Below are 16,862 nucleotides of genomic sequence, written 5' to 3'. Positions count from 1 at the left end.
GCGATCCGGGTGGGCCGGCGCGAGCCTCAGGCCAGCCCGCGCCGCGCCAGCAACGGCTCGATCGGTGCCGGCCGGCCGCGCCACGCCTCGTAGGACTCCAGCGGGTCGCGAGTGCCGCCGATGCCGATGACATGGCGCAGGTAGTCCTCGCCATTCGCGCGGGTCAGCCCGCCGTGGTCGCGGAACCAGGCGACGGTGTCGGCGTCGAGGACCTCGCTCCAGATGTAGGAGTAGTACGCCGAGGCGTAGCCGGAGCTGAAGCTGTGAGCGAAGTACGGCGTGGCGTAGCGCGGGGGCACGGCCGGGTTGTCGAGCCCCGCGGCGGCCAGGGCACGTCGCTCGAAGGCGGCCACCTCGGCGGGGTCGGTCGGGACGTCGTCGGGACCGAGCTCGTGCCAGGCGAGGTCGAGCAGCGCCGCGGCGAGGTACTCGCTCGTCGCGAAGCCCTCGTTGAACGTCTCCGCGGCCCGCAGCCGCTCCACGACATCGGCGGGGATCGGCTCGCCGGTCTCGTGGTGCACGGCATAGCTGGCGAGCACCTCCGGCCACAGCACCCACATCTCGTTGACCTGCGAGGGGTACTCCACGAAGTCGCGGAAGACCGCGGTGCCGCCGAACTTCGGGTACGTCGCCCGCGCGAGCAGTCCGTGCAGCGCGTGGCCGAACTCGTGGAACAGGGTGCGCGTCTCGTCCCAGGTCAGCAGGGTCGCCTCCCCCGCGGCCGGCTTGGGCACGTTGAGGTTGTTGACCACGACGGCGGACTCGACGCCGAGCAGGCCGGACTGGGTGACGAAGCTGCTCATCCACGCGCCGCCCCGCTTGGTGTCGCGGGTGTAGAGGTCGAGCAGGTAGAGGCCGATGGGGCTGCCGTCGCGACTCACCTCGAAGACCCGCACGTCGGCGTGGTAGCCCGGCAGGTCCGGGCGCTCCTCGAAGGTCAGGCCGTAGAGCCGACCGGCGGCGAAGAAGACCCCGTCACGCAGGACCCGCTCCGCCTCGAACCACGGGCGCAGCGCGGCCAGGTCGACGTCGTAGCGGGCACTGCGCACCCGCTCGGCGTAGAACGGCCAGTCCCACGGCTCGACCGGGAAGCCGGCCAGCTCCGACACCGCCTCCTGCTCGGCACGCGCGTTGCGGGCGGCCGGGACCGCGAGCCGCTCGAGCAGGGAGCGGACCGCCTTCGGTGTGCCGGCGGTGTTGTCGGCGGTCACGGCGGCAGCGTGGTTGTCGAAGCCGAGCAGCCGGGCCCGCTCGGCGCGCAGCCGCAGGATGTCGAGGGCTATCGCGCGGGTGTCGTGCTCCCCGCCGCGGCTGCCCCGGCTGCGCTGGGCCTCGGACAGCCGGCGGCGCAGGTCGCGGTCGGTGAGCGCGGCGAGGTGCGGGTGGGCGGTCGGGAGCACCAGGGTCAGCAGGTGGCGACCGGCCAGGCCCCGGGTCTCGGCCGCGGCGGCGGCCGCCGAGATCTCCCCCGGCGTCAGGCCGTCGAGCGCGGCCGGGTCGTCGACGACGACCGCGAGATCGTTGCTGTCGGCCTGGAGCGCGAGCTCGAAGGCCGTCTCCTGGCTGGAGATCCGCTCGTTGAGCTCGCGCAGGCGGGTCTTGTCGCCGTCGCCGAGGGCGGCGCCGGCGAGGCGGAACTCGGTGACATAGCGCTCGACGAGGTAGGCCGCCTCCGGATCCAGTCCCGCGCGGTCCGCGGCGACGGCCTGCAGCCGCGACCACAGCGCCGGGTCGAGCAGGATCGCGTCGCCGTGGGCGGCGAGCCGCGGCGCGAACTCCGCGCGGACGGCGTCGACCACCGGGCTGGCGTCGGCGCTGGCCTTGTTCCAGAACACCCGGAGCACCCGCGCCAGGGTCGTCCCGCTGAGCTCCAGCGGGACGAGGGTGTTGGCGAAGGTCGGCGGCTCCGGGTCGGCGCTGATCGCGGCGACCGCGGCGAGCTGCTCCGCCATCGCCGCCTCGATCGCCGGGGCGTAGTCATGATCGTCGATGTCCGCGAACCGCGGCAGTCGGTGCGGGAGGTCGCTGGACCCGAGAAGTGCGTCCGTCGTCACGGACTCACCTTAGGAGATCGGTCCGACCTCCGGCTCGGTCCCGGGCACGATCTCGGCCTCGGCGTCGGCCTCGGCGTCGGCGTCGGTCTCGGCGTCGGTCTCGGCCTCGGTGCCCGCCTCGTCGCCGGGCTCGGTCGCGGGCGTCTGCTCCGCCGCCGTCGCGGGCACCGTGGCGGGCACGGGCTCCGGGGTGGGCTCCGGCTCGGGCTCCGGCTCGGGCTCCGGGTCGGGCTCCGGCTGGGGCTTCGGGTCCGGCTTGGGCTGCGGCGTGGGCCCGGTGGTGGGCGGCGGACCCGCGGCGACCGGTTGCCCGGCCGGCATCGGCGAGGGCTGCGGCAGGCCGACCGGGGCGTTGAGCACCGCGACGACCTGGGCCAGGGTGGAGACGATGTCGGTGCAGGCGCAGACCGGCGGCACCGCGCCATCGAGAGGTGTGGCGACGGGGACGGTCGTCGTCCGGGCGAGCGCCAGCGCGGCCGCCGACATCTCCACCGCCTCGGCCTGGTAGCCGGCGACGAGGCGGCGCACGCTGCGGGGGAAGCCCGGGGAGGCGTCGTAGCCGCGCAGTGCCGCGCCCAGCGCCTCGGCGTCGGACAGGTCCGCACCGCCCGCGCACAGCAGGACCGCCACGCCCAGCGTGGCGTCGTCGATGTCGTTGACGTCGCGCACCGAGTCGCCGTCGGCGTCGACCGCGACCCGGGACCAGACCTCGGGCAGCAGACCCATCGGGCCGACCGGTGCGTCCCAGCGCGGGTTCCCGTCGAGCGCACCGGCGTCGGTGTCGGAGACCCGGCTGCGTCCCGCCCTGCCGTTGAGCGGCCGGCCGACCGCCGGTCCCTGGCCGTGGTTCGAGGCCAGCTTGCCGAGCGCGGCCAGGACCATCCAGTCCAGGTTGCACGGGGCGGCGGCGTTGATGACCGTCGCGGCCCGCTGATAGGCCATGACGACCTCGGTGGGCGCCTCGGCCAGCCGGTCGTCGTACCGGGTGCGGGTCGCGACGCTGCGGACCACGAGGTCCGGGACGCTCTCGGCGGCGGGCTCCAGGGCGGCCGGGGGCACGGGGGCCGGGACGGCCGGGGCGGTGGTCTCCGCCGGGGTCGCGGCGGCCGGGCGGTCGGCGTCGGAGGACGTGCGCCCACCCACGACTCCGGTCGTGGTCAGCACGACGGCGACGGCGGCCAGCACCGACACGATCGTGACGACCCGTCGGACGACACGTCCGGACGGCCGGACGACGACCACCATGGATCCACCTGCTTCCTGGTCAGAGAGTCACTAGTCTCGCTCGAAATCCTGCCGCGCTCACGCAAACCGTCAGAACTTGTCCCGTTGGTCACGAAGTTGTCACCCAGGTGAGGGGCAGAGGAGGATGCGCGGGTGGCCGAGCTGATCTTCCGAACCGGGACGATGGACACGGGGAAGTCGACGCTGGCCCTGCAGACCAACCACAACCACGCGGCGCGCGGGCGGCGGGGCCGGCTGTTCACCTCCCACGACCGGGCCGGCACCGCGATGGTGTCCTCGCGGCTCGGCCTGGTGGCCGACGCGCACGAGGTGGCCCCCGACTTCGACTTCTGGCGCTCCACGGTGGACGCCCTGACCCAGGGCGCCCGGATCGACTACCTCATCTGCGACGAGGCGCAGTTCTACACCGCCGAGCAGATCGACCAGCTGGCCAAGATCGTCGACGAGCTGCAGATCGACGTCTTCTGCTTCGGCATCCTCACCGACTTCCGGACCCGCCTCTTCCCCGGCTCCGCGCGGCTGGTCGAGCTGGCCGACCGCACCGAGGTGCTCCAGGTCGAGGCCCTGTGCTGGTGCGGCAAGCGCGCCACCCACAACGCACGCACCGAGAACGGCGTCATGGTCACCGAGGGCGAGGTGATCGTGGTCGGTGACGTCGACGACGCCGCCGAGCCGGTGCCCGAGGTCGCCGACGACGTCGACGTCGCCTACGAGGTGCTCTGCCGCCAGCACCACCGCCGCGGGCTGACCGCCGCGCGGGCGCGCGCGGTCAGCCTGTCGCCGGAGCCGCTGCCGTTCACCTGACCGGCACCGGTCGCGAGTCTCAGTCGACGAGCACCGGGATCAGCATCTCCTCGGGCGTCAGCGAGCCGTGCATGCCGATCAGCTTGGTCTCATAGGGGAAGCCCTCGGTCGAGAGCACCGCGAACTCGCCCCGGCAGGCCACCACGACGTCCCCGATCCGCGGCAGGACCGACGGGTCGACCGGGCCGAACCAGCCCTGGCCGATCGCCTCGGCCCGGGTCAGCACCTCGGCCCGCTCCCCCAGCCGCTCGCGCCAGGTGGCGACGACGTCGGGCACCGCACCGCCGGTGCAGTAGAGGTGGCGGAACCGCGCCTCACCGCCGACCAGGGCGACGCCTGAGCGCAGGTCGTCGTCGGCGGACACGTCGATGCGGGCCGCTGCCGGCACGTCGACCATCCCGTGGTCCGCGATCACCACCAGCCGCCGGTCGGCCGGCAGTGCCTCGCGCAGTTGCTCGGCCTCGTGGTCGATCATGGCGAGCTGCTGGAGCCACTGGCTGGAGGCCACGCCCCAGCGATGGCCGGTCCAGTCCAGGTCGCCGTCGTAGACGTAGGTCAGGGCGGGCTGCCGCGGCGCGGGGGTGGAGGCGGCCACCACGGCGGCGATCCGCTCGCCGACCCGGTCGACGCCGACGTACTCGGCACCGCGGTGGGCGGCGACGGTGAGGCCGCTCCCGTTGAACTCCCTCTTGTTGACGACCGTGACCCGCACGCCGGCCGCCTGCAGCGACGCGAACGCGGTCGGGTGCGGCTGCCACTCGGTGGGGTCGACGTCGCCGTCCCACAGCAGGGCGTTGAGCAGGTCGCCGGTGCCCGGGATCCGGGTGGTGAAGCCGACCAGGCCGTGCGCGCCCGGGGTGAGACCGGTGCCCAGTGTGGTGAGCGACGTCGAGGTGGTCGACGGGACGCTGGCGGTCGCCGGCGGCGAGGTCTCCAGCAGAGCTGAGAGGTACGGCGCCGCGTGGGCGTACCGCTCGAGCAGCCGAGCGCCGAGCCCGTCGATGAGGAAGACGACGTACGACGACGCGTCGGGCAGCACCAGCCCGGTCGGGGCCGGGCCGAGGGGGCTGCCGAGGGCGTGCGCGGCCGCGGGGACGATGTCCCCGAGCGATCGGTCGCCGTACGCCGGCGCGCAGAAATCCGCGCCCGCCACTAGGGCGTGTCTCCCAAGTCAGCGCCGTCGCGAGCGGCGTTTCCGGCCGATCTGGCAAGGCGGTGGAGCGATGTCGTGCCGGATCGCCCTTCGAGCGACACCAACGCAGCCAGATCGAGTCGGAAACGTCGCGTAGCAGGCGGGGACTTGGGAGACATGGCCTAGGTCAGCCCCTCGTCAGCGCCGAGAGCGACGCGGCGAAGGAGAGGAGGCCGCCGACGGCGTCCTTGCCGTCGGCGGCGGCGGAGACCCGCAGCGAGAAGTCGTCGGAGGACATCGTGCCCGTGTAGCCGTGGTCGGCCTCGCACTGCGGGTCATTGCACCCGGCCGGCTCCAGGTCGACCCGGTTGACCGCGCCCCACCCGATGGTCAGGACCGCCTCGGCGGGAGGCCGCGGGCCCGCGGTGGGGTCGGTCGTCATCCGGGTGACGACGACGGAGGCCACGGAGCGCAGGGTGACCGCCTCGGTCGAGGTCGAGGTGTACGGCTCGGGCAGCAGGTCGTCGCCCGCGTGCTCGTCGGTGTGGGCCAGGATCAGCCGGGAAGGGGTCAGCACGATGACGGTCTGGTGGCGGCGCACCTCGTCGCGCTCGAACGTCGGCTCGTGGTGGACGTAGTACGACACCACCGGCTCGCCCGCGACCGCGTCGACGACCGCGTCGGTGACGACCTCCGGGTAGTAGCCGGTGCGGTTGATCGCGGAGCGCAGGTCGGCGATCCGGTCCCGGTCAGTCATGCGCGCATCCTCGCACGACGGACATGCCGCCCCTGCGGCACCTACTCCGGGATCGTGGTGACCAGGTCCGGCATCCGGCGGACCAGCGAGTCGGGGCGCGGGTCCTTCACGGCCGCGACCCGTGCCGAGGCGGTCAGCACGGACGCCGAGTCGACGCCGGCGAGCACCAGGGACAGCTCGACCGAGCTCACCTGCGGCAGGTCGTTCTGCAGGACCGCGACCCGGGTGATCAGGTCCTCGACCGCCGCGACGTCGACCGGGTCGGCGCCGCGGTAGCCGAACAGCAGCGGCGACGCCTTCACCTCGCGCACCATCGCGGCCACCTCGTGGGCGCCCAGCGGCGGGATCCGGTAGGACCAGTCCCCCACGAGGTCGATGACCGGCCCGGAGACCCCGAAGGACACGACCGGCCCGAACAGCGGGTCCTCGAAGGACCGCACCGCGATGGGTACGCCGGTCGGCGCGTTGCGCTGCACGACGAACCTGCCGACGGCAGGGTCGATCAGCCCGGCCAGGTAGTGCCAGGCCTCCTCCATGTCCTGCGCGTCGGGGATGTTGCGCCACACGTGGATCTGGTCGGGCCGCTCCCGCACCGACGCGAGCGTCGACTTGAGCACCACGTCCCAGCCGAGCCGCTCCCCCGCGGCGACCGCCGCGGGCAGGTCGGCGACCTCCTCGGAGGGCCACAGCTCGATGCCGTAGGCGCGCAGCAGCACCGCCACCTGGTCCTGGTCGAGCTCGACCTCGCGACCGGAGGCCACCACCTCGGGGTCCGCGAGGATCCGGTCCACGAGCCGCTTGGCGCTGCGGGCGTCGACCTCGCCGGCGTCGGCGGCCGGTCCGTCGGGCGCGTGCAGCCACACGGCGTACTCGACGACCCGGGCCAAGGCCCGCACCGCCGCCTCCACCGCGGGGTACGACGGCACCGAGCCGCGTCCCGCCGAGGAGCCCGCGACGTCGGGGACCCGCAGCAGCTCGGGGATGCCCTCCGCACCGAGGAAGGAGGAGACGAGCGGCTTGTCGGACTGCTCGCCCACCGCCGCGAGCACGTTGGCGACCTCCTCGCCGGAAACGTCGAGCGGCGGGATGTAGACGGCGATCACCGAGTCGACGTCGGGATCGTCGATCGCGTCGTCCAGGGCGTCCTCGAAGTCCTCGGCCGTGGCGTCGGCGCCGAGCGCGACCGAGCGGTTGACGACCAGGCCGACGGCGGACGCGGCGTCGGCGGCGAGCAGGCCGAGCGCGTCGGAGTTGCCGACGATGGCCACCCGCCGCCCCCGGGGCAGCGGCTGGTGGGCCAGCAGCTGGGCGACGTCGAACATGTCGTCGAGGGTGTCGACCTGGATCACGCCCGCCTGGCGGAACATGGCGTCGACCGCGGCCTGCGGCGCGCCGATCCGGCGGACGGTGTGGCCCATCGGCACGCCCTGCGTCGTGCGTCCGGAACGGACCGCCACGATCGGCTTGCGGGCCGAGACCCGGCGCGCGATCCGCGAGAACTTGCGCGGGTTTCCGATCGACTCGAGATACATCATGACGACCTCGGTGGCGTCGTCCTCCTCCCAGTACTGCAGCAGGTCGTTGCCGGACACGTCGGCGCGGTTGCCCGCGCTGACGAAGGTCGAGATGCCGAGGCCGCGGTTCTTGACCTTCTCCAGGATCGCCGAGCCGAGGGCGCCGGACTGGCAGAAGAAGCCCGCACGACCTCGAGCCGGCATCACCGACGACAGCGAGGCGTTGACCTGCACGACCGGGTCCGTGTTGAGCACGCCCAGGCAGTTGGGGCCGATCAGGCGCAGGCCGTAGGACCGGCACAGACCGGCCAGGTGGCGCTGACGCTTGCGGCCCTCCTCGCCGGTCTCGGCGAAGCCTGAGGAGATGACGATCAGGCCGTGCACGCCCTTGTTGGCGCAGTCGAGGACCACGTCGGTGACCGCGTCGGCGGGGACGGCGACGATCGCGACGTCGACGTCGTCGGGGATCTCGTTGACGTTCTTGTAGGCCGGGATGCCCGACACGGCGGGAGCGCTGGGGTTGACGACGTAGACCCGGCCGGTGAAGTCGCCGTTGACCAGGTTGCGCACCAGCACCTGCCCGATCGTGTCCTGCCGGCGGCTGGCACCGATGATCGCGACCGAGCGCGGGTGGAAGAAGCGGTGGATCGAGGCGGCCTCCGCGGCGTGCTCGCGGTCGCGCATGACGCCGATGGCGGTGTCGGTCGGGTCGATCGGGAACTCCAGGGTGATGACCCCGTCGTGGTAGCCGCTCACGACCCGGTAGCCCGCGTCGCGGAAAGTCTGGATCATCCGGGAGTTGTCGGGCAGCACCTCCGCGGTGAACCGCTCGACGCCGCGCTCGCGGCCGGCCTGGGCGAGGTGCTCGAGCAGGAGCTGCGCGATGCCGCGCCCCTGGTGCTCGTCCTCCACGAGGAAGGCGACCTCGGCCTCGTTGTCGCCCACGACGTCGTAGCGGCCCACCGCGATCATCCGCTCCTGGAGGATGAGGACCAGGGCCACCCGGTCGCGGTGGTCGACATGGGTGAACCGGCGCACGTCGCGCTCGGAGAGGACCGGCATCGGGGAGAAGAACCGGTAGTACTTCGACTCGTCGGAGACCCGTGCGTAGAACTCGACGAGGAGCGCGTCGTCCTCGGCGCGGATCGGGCGGATGTGCGCCGTGCGGCCGTCCCGGAGCAGGACGTCGCCCTCCCAGTGCGCCGGGGGCGCCTCGATCTCGTCGGTGGGGGTCGGGTCGACGGGGCTCACAGGGAGAAATCTATCGGGTCGCCCGCGAGCCCCCGGCCGGCTCGTCGGGGGCACCCGGAAGAATGAGGCCCATGGCACGGCGTACGAAGCAGGAGCCCCTTCCGGAGGACTTCGAGGAGCACATCCTCGACACCGACATCCGCGACGAGATGCAGTCGTCCTTCCTGGAGTACGCCTACTCCGTCATCTACTCCCGGGCGCTCCCCGATGCGCGCGACGGGCTCAAGCCCGTGCAGCGCCGCATCCTCTACACGATGAACGACATGGGCCTGCGGCCCGATCGCGGTCACTCCAAGTGCGCCCGCATCGTCGGCGAGGTCATGGGTCGCCTGCACCCGCACGGCGACGGTGCGATCTACGACGCCCTGGTGCGCACCGCGCAGCCGTGGGCGCTGCGGCTGCCGATGGTCGACGGCCACGGCAACTTCGGCTCGCCCGGCGGCGAGGATCCGCCCGCCGCGATGCGCTACACCGAGGCCCGGATGGCGCCGCCGGCGGTCGCGATGACCGAGTCGATCGACGAGGACACCGTCGACTTCAAGCCCAACTACGACAGCCGCGAGTACGAGCCGACCGTGCTCCCCTCGGCGATCCCCAACCTGATCGTCAACGGCACCACCGGCATCGCGGTCGGCATGGCGACCAATATGGCGCCGCACAACCTGGTCGAGGTGGTCCAGGCGCTGCGCCACCTGATCCAGCACCCCAAGACCGACCTCGACGGGCTGATGCGGTTCATCCCAGGCCCCGACCTGCCCACCGGCGGCAAGATCGTGGGCCTCGACGGCATCCGCGACGCCTACGAGACCGGCCGCGGCATCTTCAAGATGCGCGCGACCGCCCGGATCGAGACGATCGGCCGGCGCAAGGGCATCGTCGTCACCGAGCTGCCCTACAACATCGGCACCGAGAAGATCGTCGAGCGGATCAAGGTCCTGGTCCAGTCCAAGAAGCTGCAAGGCATCTCCGACATCAAGGACCTCACCGACCGCGAGAACGGCCTGCGGCTGGTCATCGAGGTCAAGAACGGCTTCGTCCCCGAGGCGCTGCTGGAGCAGCTCTACAAGCTCACCCCGCTCGAGGACTCCTTCGGCATCAACAACGTCGCCCTCGTCGACGGCCAGCCGCGGACGATGGGCCTCAAGGAGATGCTGGAGGTCTTCCTCCAGCACCGCTACGACGTCGTCCACCGCCGCTCGCGGTTCCGCCGCGGCAAGAAGGCCGACCGGCTCCACCTCGTCGACGGCCTGCTCATCGCGCTGCTCGACATCGACGAGGTCATCCAGGTCATCCGCACCAGCGACGACTCCGCCGCCGCCAAGGACCGGTTGATGACGGTCTTCGAGCTCTCGCAGATCCAGGCCGAGTACATCCTCGAGATGCAGCTGCGCCGGCTGACCAGGTTCAGCCGCCTCGAGCTGGAGAAGGAGCAGGAGCAGCTGCGCCGCGAGATCGAGGAGCTCGACGCGATCATCAACGACGAGACGCTGCTCAAGAAGCTCGTCTCCTCCGAGCTGGCCGAGGTCGCCAAGACGTTCGGCACCCCGCGCCGCACCGTCCTGCTCGAGTCGGCCGGCAGCACCGCCGTGGCAGCCGCGGCCACGCCCCTCGAGGTCGCCGACGACCCCTGCTTCGCGCTGCTCTCGTCGACCGGCCTGCTGGCCCGCACCAGCAACGCCGACGAGATCGGCACCGGGGGCGGCCGCGCCAACCACGATGTCGTGATCTCGGCGGTCCGGACCTCGGCCCGCTCCGACATCGGCGTGATCACCTCGGCCGGACGACTGCTCCGGCTGGGCGTGCTCGACCTGCCGGCCATCCCGCCGTCGGCGAACGAGCCGAACCTGCAGGGCGGCCTCCCGCTGACCGAGGTGCTCGAGCTCGCCGCCGGCGAGCGGGCGCTGGCCCTGACCACGCTGACCACCGAGGGCCCGGGCCTCGCGCTCGGCACCAGGCAGGGCGTCGTGAAGCGGGTGAACCCCGAGGTGCTCAGCAAGGACGAGTGGGACGTCATCAGCCTCAAGGACGGCGACGAGGTGGTCGGCGCCGTCGAGCTGCGCACCGGGCAGGAGGAGCTGTGCTTCGTCACCTCCGACGCCCAGCTGCTCCACTACACCGCCGACACGGTGCGCCCCCAGGGCCGTTCGGGCGGCGGCATGGCCGGCGTCCGGGTGACCGACGGCGAGCGAGTGGTCTGGTTCGGCGTGCTCGACCTCAACTCGCCCGGCGGCGTCGTCCTGGTGACCGCGTCCGGCTCCTCGACCGCGCTGCCCGGCACCGAGCCGGGCTCGGTCAAGGTGACCGACTTCTGGGAGTACCCCGCCAAGGGCCGGGCCACCGGCGGTGTGCGCTGCCACCGCTTCCTCAAGGGCGAGGACGCCCTGGTGTTCGCCTGGGCCGGGCCGGCGCCCGCGCGCGCCGCGGCGACCAGCGGTGCGCCGGTCGACCTGCCGGAGGCCAACGGCCGGCGCGACGGCTCCGGCGTCCCGGGCAGCCAGGCGCTCGCGGCGGCTGCCGGACCGCTCCAGGTCACCCTGGGTGTGTCAGGGTGAGCGCATGACGACCTCGACCCGCGCGGCCGCCGGCCTGCTCTCCGCACTCGTCGCCGTCGGCGGCCTGACCGCCTGCTCGGGGGGCGAGGACTCCCCCGACGCCACGTCGTGGTCCGACGCCGGCGCGAAGGCCAAGGAGCTGCTCGACGACACCAGCGGCGTCGAGGTGACCCTCTCGACGGGCGACGACCCCGGCGTCGACTACCTCAAGTCCGCGAGCGGCACGATCATCGCCGACCCGGCCGCCTTCGAGGGCGAGGTCAGCGGCAAGGTGGCCGGCTTCTCCGTCAGCGGCGTCCCCGTCATCTCGGTCGACGGCACGCTGTGGATCGAGCACATCGCGCTCGGCGGCTGGAGCGACCGCTTCCAGCCCGAGGACCTCTGCGCCCCCGACCCGGCGAAGCTCCTCGACCCCTCGGTCGGCGTCTCCTCGGTGCTGACCAGCAGCACCGACGTCGAGGCTGGCGAGTCCGAGCGCGGCGGCGAGGACAACAAGGAGGTCTTCCACACCTACTCCGGCACCGCCACGGGCGACTCGATCCGCGCGATCCTGCCCTGTGCCGAGGGCGACGACTTCGAGGCCACCTATCGCGTCGACGACGACGGCTACCTGCGCACCGCCCGGCTGACCGGCGTCTTCTTCCCCGACTCCGAGTCGGTCACCTACACGATCGACATCACGGCGTACGACGTCGAGAAGGACATCACGGCCCCGAAGTGAGGCGGCACCGATGAGCGGGGCGAACCGGCTGCTGCTGACCTTCTGCGCCGTCGCCGTCGCGTTCGCGGCCGTCGACACCTACGTCGTCGTCCTGGCACTGCCGGACATGATGGCCGGTGCCGGGATCCCGGTCGAGGAGCTGCAGCGCGCGGCGCCGATCGTGTCCGGCTTCCTGCTCGGCTACGTCGCGATGCTGCCGCTGATCGGCCGGATCGCCGACCTGCGCGGACAGGTGCCGGTGCTGGCGATGTCGCTGGTCGTGTTCGCCGCGGGCTCACTGGTCACCGCGGTCTCCTACGACCTGCCCAGCATGGTCGCGGGCCGCTTCCTGCAGGGCGTGGGCGGCGGCGGGCTGGTCCCCGCCACGATGTCGCTGGTGGCGGCGCTCTACCCCGTCGACCGGCGCGGCCTGCCGCTCGGCATCGTCTCCGCGGTCCAGGAGTTCGGCAGCGTGCTGGGCCCGCTGTTCGGCGCCTTCGTCCTCTCCTTCACCTCCTGGCGCGGTATCTTCGCGATCAACCTCGCCGTCGGCGCGCTGCTCGTCGCCGCGGTCGGACTCGTGAGCTCGTCGAGTGGACACCGGAGCGACGAAGGAGCGCAGCCGGCGTCTCGAGGCGCTCGCCGCCGCGTTCCCGACCTGGTCGGCCTGCTCCTGCTCGCCGTCACCCTCGGCGCCGGCCTCCTCACCTTCGTCCGGCCCGGCTCCCTGCAGCGCGACCTGAGCTGGGGCCGCCTGTTCATCCCGTACGTCGACGGCGGCAGCCGCTGGGTGACGCCGGTCGGGGTCACGACGATCGCCGCGTTCGTCGTACTCGTCGGGTGGTGCTGGCTGCGGCCGCGTGCCCTCGTCGACCTCCGCGGCTGGCTCGACCACCTGCGTGCGGCCGACCTGCTCGGGGCCGGTCTGCTGGCCGTCGTCCTCGGCGGCATCGTGCTCGCCTTCGCGACGGCCGACCCCGAGGTCGCCGTCTTCTCCCCGCAGGGGCCGTGGTTCCTCACCGGGTCGGCCGTGGCCGTCGTCCTCCTCGTCCTGCACCTGCGCCGGGCCCCGGCGCCGATCGTGCCGCGGGGCACGCTGCGCCCGATGCCGGCGTGGGGCGCCCTCGCGGTCAGCTTCCTGGTCGGCTGGGCGCTGATCGCCGCCCTGGTCGACATCCCGCTCTTCGCGCGCACCACCACCGAGCAGGACTCCCAGCTGGGCGCCGCGCTGGTCCTGCTGCGGTTCCTGGCCGCACTGCCCGTGGGCGCGGTCGTCGGGGGCTGGCTGCTGCGCCGGGTCGACGCCGGCGTCCTGACCGCGGTCGGCATGGCCGCCGCGGGCGGCGCCTTCCTCGCGATGGGCCAGTGGGACGCCGACAGCCTCCACGGGTTCGCCGCCAACATCCCCCTGGTCCTCGGGGGCCTCGGCTTCGGGCTGGCTCTGGCCCCGGTCAACGCCGCCATCCTGGCCGTGACCGACGACGACACCCACGGCCTGGCCAGTGCGCTGGTCGTCGTCGCGCGCATGGTGGGGATGCTGGTCGGGATCTCCGCCCTGACCACGATCGGGCTGCGCCGGCTCTACGCCGCGCAGGAGTCCGACCCCGGCCTCGGCATCACCGAGCTCGGCATCGTCCAGGAGCAGGCGGTCTTCCGGGGCGCCGCCGTCGCGGCCCTCGCCGCGGCCGTGCTCGCCGTGATCGTGCTCTCCCGCGTGCGCACCCAGAACGTGGACACCGCGGAGGCGCTGCGCGCGGGGGGATAACCTGCTGGACATGGGTGATTTCGACGATCTGCTGAAGGCCAACCGCGACTTCGCCGAGACGTTCGACCATGCCGGCTTCGACGGCAAGGCCCATGCCGGCGTCGCGATCGTGACCTGCATGGACTCCCGCATCGACCCGCTGCGGATGCTCGGGCTCGACTACGGCGACGCCAAGATCTTCCGCAACCCCGGTGGCCGGATCACCGAGGCCGCCCTCGAGGCCCTCGTCCTCGGCGCCCACCTGCTCAACGTCGACCGGGTCCTGGTGATCCCGCACACCCGCTGCGCGATGGCGTCGAGCACGGAGGCCGAGATCCACGACAAGATCGGCGCCGCGGTCGGTCACGACGTCACCTGGCACGCCTTCCACGTGATCGCCGACCAGAGGGCAGCGCTGGCCGAGGACGTCCGCAAGGTCACCTCGCACCCGCTCGTCCCCGACTCGGTCAAAGTCGGCGGGTTCATCTACGACGTCGACACCGGGCTGCTCGACCAGGTCGTCTGACCGGCTTCACCCGGGCGCGGTCAGAGCAGGTCGCGCAGGCGCTGGTCCACGAGCGCGCCGGGCAGGTCGCCCAGACGGGCGCCGAGCGCGCCCAGGTCGCCGATGGCGGTGACCCGGTCGAGGAGGGCGGTCGTGGTGCCGACCGGGTCTGCGCCGAGCGGCACGTCCATCAGCAGCGGGCAGTCGACGGCACCGCCGTCCGGCTCGGGCGGCAGCGCGGCGGTCCAGCAGCCGACCTCGAGCCGCAGCGGCGGAGTCGGCCCGTGTCCGTCAGCCAGCACGTCGACATACCAGAACAGCTCACCGGCCGGGATCCGCAGATGCCCCCGCCGAGCCTTCGCGCCCCGCGCCTTGAGCAGCTTGACGAGGGCGGTCCGGTCGGCGCTCATGTCGTCATGCTGACACAGGTCGACACCCACAGACCCGCACCGTCCGACGGATCCACCGCCGCCGCTGGCGTGGGCGTCCTACGCTCGACGTCGTGGTGCATGTCCTGCTGGTGGAAGACGACGAGGCGATCCGCCGGGCTCTCGCCCGCGGGCTGTCCGAGCACGGCGCAGCAGTGACAGCGGTCGGCACCGCGGTCGAGGCGATCAAGGCGGTGTCCACCGACCGCCCCGACGCGGTGATGCTCGACCTGGGGCTGCCCGATCTCGACGGCGCCGACGTCCTGGCCCTGATCCGGGCCCAGGGCGACCTCCCGGTCGTGGTCGCCACCGCCCGCGATGACGACCGCGAGATCGTCCGGCTGCTCAACGCCGGTGCGGACGACTACCTGGTCAAGCCGTTCTCCGCGGCCCAGGCGATGGCCCGGATCGGCGCCGTGCTCCGGCGGGTCGCCCCCAGCACCCCCGAGAGTCGGCGGATCGAGATCGGAGGCCTGGTCATCGACCCGCTCGCCCGGACCAGCACCCTCGACGGGCGCTCCCTCGACCTCAACCGCAAGGAGTTCGACCTGCTGCTCGCCCTGGCGAGTCGGGCCGGGGAGGTCGTGTCGAAGCGTCAGCTGCTCTCCGAGGTGTGGCAGCAACCATGGGGCGGCGCGGACCGAACCGTCGACGTCCACCTGTCCTGGTTGCGCCGCAAGCTCGGGGAGTCCGCGGCCGCGCCGCGGTACCTCCACAGCGTCCGCGGCGTCGGGGTCAAGCTCGTGGCGCCGGACGCGTCGTGACTCTCCGGCTGCGGATCCTCTCGCTGGCGCTCGGCGCCGCATTGGCCGTGCTCCTGCTGTTCGCCGTACCGCTGCTGCTCCTCGAGGCGCGCTCGGCGTCCGACGACCTCGAGCAGTCCGCGACGGCGACGGCGCGCGGCGTGGCCGACTACGTCTCGGCCTCCGGCTCAGACCGCAGCGAGGTCGCGGCCTACGTCGCCCGGGTCAACGAACGTGAGGACGACACCCCGGTGGCCGTCGTCGCCCCCGACGGCACGACGTACGGTGCCGACCTCCCCGGCGCCACGACCGCCGCCGTGTCCGGCACGCCGGACGACCCCGACCCCGACGCCGACGGCGATCGCGACGGCCCGTTCCTGCAACAGAGCGGAGCCGATGTCGTCACGGTCGCCGGCGGCCGCCTGATCCGTGTCCAGGTCCGCACCCAGGGTGCTCCGACAACGGTCCTGGCCTACGTCAGTGACGCTGACGTACGGTCCGCCGCGGCCGCCCACCTGTGGCCGCTGGCCGGCGCGGCCACCCTTCTGGTCCTGCTCGTCGGCAGCGCGGCCGAGCTCGTCTCTCGGCGCCTGGTGCGCGACCTCGACCGGACCGCGGACCTGGCCGACACGATCGCCGCCGGCGACATCGTCGCCCGCGTCCCCGAGACCGGCCCACCCGAGGTGCGGCGCGTCGCGCACGCGCTCAACGGCCTGGCCGGCCGGATCGACGAACTGCTCGCCGCCGAGCGAGAGACCGCCGCCGACCTGTCTCATCGGCTCCGCACACCGCTGACCGCGCTGCGCCTCGACGTGGAGCTCCTCCCGGACGGGCAGCGCACGGACCTGGAGAGCCACGTCGACAACCTCGAGCGGACTCTCACCGCGGTCATCCACGAAGCCCGTCGCACGGCGCGCGAGGGCGCCCGTGCCGGCTGCCGACCAGGACCGGTCCTCACCGCATCCGCGGCCTACTGGCAGCCGCTCATCGAAGACCAGGGACGCCCGGTCGAGGTCGCCGTCGCCGACGAGCTTCCCGAGGTCCGCTGTGCCGCGGAGGACCTGCGCGCCGCCATCGACGCGCTGATCGAGAACGCGATCGCCCACACCCCGGACCGCACTGCCGTCGCCATCCGGGCACGCGTCGATGCGGACGCGCCGCACCTGGTGGTCATCGAGATCGCCGACCGCGGCCCCGGGTTCGCCGCGGACGCCGTCCGTCGCGGACGCAGCGACCGCGGCTCGACCGGCCTGGGGCTCGACATCGCCCGACGCTGCGCTCGCGCCTCCGGCGGCGAGCTGGTCGTGGCACGCGAGGCCGGCTGGACCGTTGTGCGGCTGAGGCTGGGACCCGCGGCCCCCGGACCGGCACAGCAATCGCACAGGGGCATTTGACCTCGATTTGAGATTGCCTTGGCGGCTGTCTGACGTCGT

General features: G+C 72.9%; 13 protein-coding genes. 7 read left to right on the top strand and 6 right to left on the bottom strand.

The annotated features are described in order from the left end of the window. Window positions 1–26: 26 nt before the first annotated feature. Window positions 27–2,054 (bottom strand): M3 family metallopeptidase, encoded by a 2,028-nt coding sequence (locus QJ852_11875; protein WGX99117.1) that lies wholly within the window; start codon window positions 2,052–2,054, stop codon window positions 27–29. A gap of 9 nt (window positions 2,055–2,063) precedes the next feature. Further along, the gene (locus QJ852_11870; protein WGX99116.1) at window positions 2,064–3,299 is read right to left on the bottom strand and encodes a hypothetical protein; all 1,236 of its coding nucleotides are present in this window, start codon (window positions 3,297–3,299) and stop codon (window positions 2,064–2,066) included. Between the two features lie 132 nt (window positions 3,300–3,431). On the opposite strand from QJ852_11870, the gene QJ852_11865 reads away from it, so the two are divergent. After that, window positions 3,432–4,103 carry a thymidine kinase gene (locus tag QJ852_11865; protein WGX99115.1) on the top strand — a complete coding sequence of 224 codons (672 nt, stop codon included), beginning with the start codon at window positions 3,432–3,434 and terminating at the stop codon, window positions 4,101–4,103. Between the two features lie 19 nt (window positions 4,104–4,122). Here the strand turns inward: QJ852_11865 and QJ852_11860 are convergent, their stop codons facing one another. From QJ852_11860 to QJ852_11850, 3 genes are all read right to left on the bottom strand, one after another. Next, entirely contained in the window at window positions 4,123–5,256 is a 1,134-nt protein-coding gene (locus QJ852_11860) for an alkaline phosphatase family protein (protein ID WGX99114.1), read from the bottom strand. A 166-nt stretch (window positions 5,257–5,422) separates the two neighbouring features. Next, the gene (locus QJ852_11855; protein WGX99113.1) at window positions 5,423–5,992 is read right to left on the bottom strand and encodes a DUF5998 family protein; all 570 of its coding nucleotides are present in this window, start codon (window positions 5,990–5,992) and stop codon (window positions 5,423–5,425) included. Between the two features lie 41 nt (window positions 5,993–6,033). Then, window positions 6,034–8,757, bottom strand: coding sequence for a GNAT family N-acetyltransferase (locus QJ852_11850; GenBank protein WGX99112.1), 2,724 nt, complete (start codon window positions 8,755–8,757; stop codon window positions 6,034–6,036). Window positions 8,758–8,828: 71 nt separating this feature from the next. On the opposite strand from QJ852_11850, the gene QJ852_11845 reads away from it, so the two are divergent. The 4 genes from QJ852_11845 to QJ852_11830 are packed head-to-tail and all read left to right on the top strand — an operon-like array spanning window position 8,829 to window position 14,279. Continuing rightward, entirely contained in the window at window positions 8,829–11,309 is a 2,481-nt protein-coding gene (locus tag QJ852_11845) for a DNA topoisomerase IV subunit A (protein ID WGX99111.1), read from the top strand. A 4-nt stretch (window positions 11,310–11,313) separates the two neighbouring features. Then, complete coding sequence (locus QJ852_11840) at window positions 11,314–12,030, top strand: LppX_LprAFG lipoprotein (protein WGX99110.1); 717 nt, start codon at window positions 11,314–11,316, stop codon at window positions 12,028–12,030. Window positions 12,031–12,040: 10 nt separating this feature from the next. Beyond that, the gene (locus QJ852_11835; GenBank protein WGX99109.1) at window positions 12,041–13,774 is read left to right on the top strand and encodes an MFS transporter; all 1,734 of its coding nucleotides are present in this window, start codon (window positions 12,041–12,043) and stop codon (window positions 13,772–13,774) included. A 10-nt stretch (window positions 13,775–13,784) separates the two neighbouring features. Continuing rightward, window positions 13,785–14,279 carry a carbonic anhydrase gene (locus QJ852_11830; protein WGX99108.1) on the top strand — a complete coding sequence of 165 codons (495 nt, stop codon included), beginning with the start codon at window positions 13,785–13,787 and terminating at the stop codon, window positions 14,277–14,279. A gap of 20 nt (window positions 14,280–14,299) precedes the next feature. Here QJ852_11830 and QJ852_11825 read toward each other — a convergent pair whose 3' ends face one another. Then, on the bottom strand, window positions 14,300–14,668 hold the full coding sequence (locus QJ852_11825) for a hypothetical protein (protein ID WGX99107.1): 369 nt from the start codon (window positions 14,666–14,668) through the stop codon (window positions 14,300–14,302). A 92-nt stretch (window positions 14,669–14,760) separates the two neighbouring features. On the opposite strand from QJ852_11825, the gene QJ852_11820 reads away from it, so the two are divergent. Together QJ852_11820 and QJ852_11815 are read left to right on the top strand one after the other, a co-directional pair. Beyond that, entirely contained in the window at window positions 14,761–15,450 is a 690-nt protein-coding gene (locus tag QJ852_11820; protein ID WGX99106.1) for a response regulator transcription factor, read from the top strand. Beyond that, on the top strand, window positions 15,447–16,823 hold the full coding sequence (locus tag QJ852_11815; GenBank protein WGX99105.1) for a HAMP domain-containing sensor histidine kinase: 1,377 nt from the start codon (window positions 15,447–15,449) through the stop codon (window positions 16,821–16,823). The genes QJ852_11820 and QJ852_11815 overlap by 4 nt, the downstream gene beginning before the upstream one ends. The last annotated feature ends 39 nt before the right edge of the window (window positions 16,824–16,862 follow it).

The sequence above is a fragment of the Nocardioides sp. L-11A genome (assembly GCA_029961745.1).
In the GTDB taxonomy this organism is placed as follows: Bacteria; Actinomycetota; Actinomycetes; order Propionibacteriales; family Nocardioidaceae; genus Nocardioides.
The sequence above is the reverse complement of the archived record's forward strand: the minus strand, read 5'-3'. Positions and strand labels throughout refer to the sequence as shown.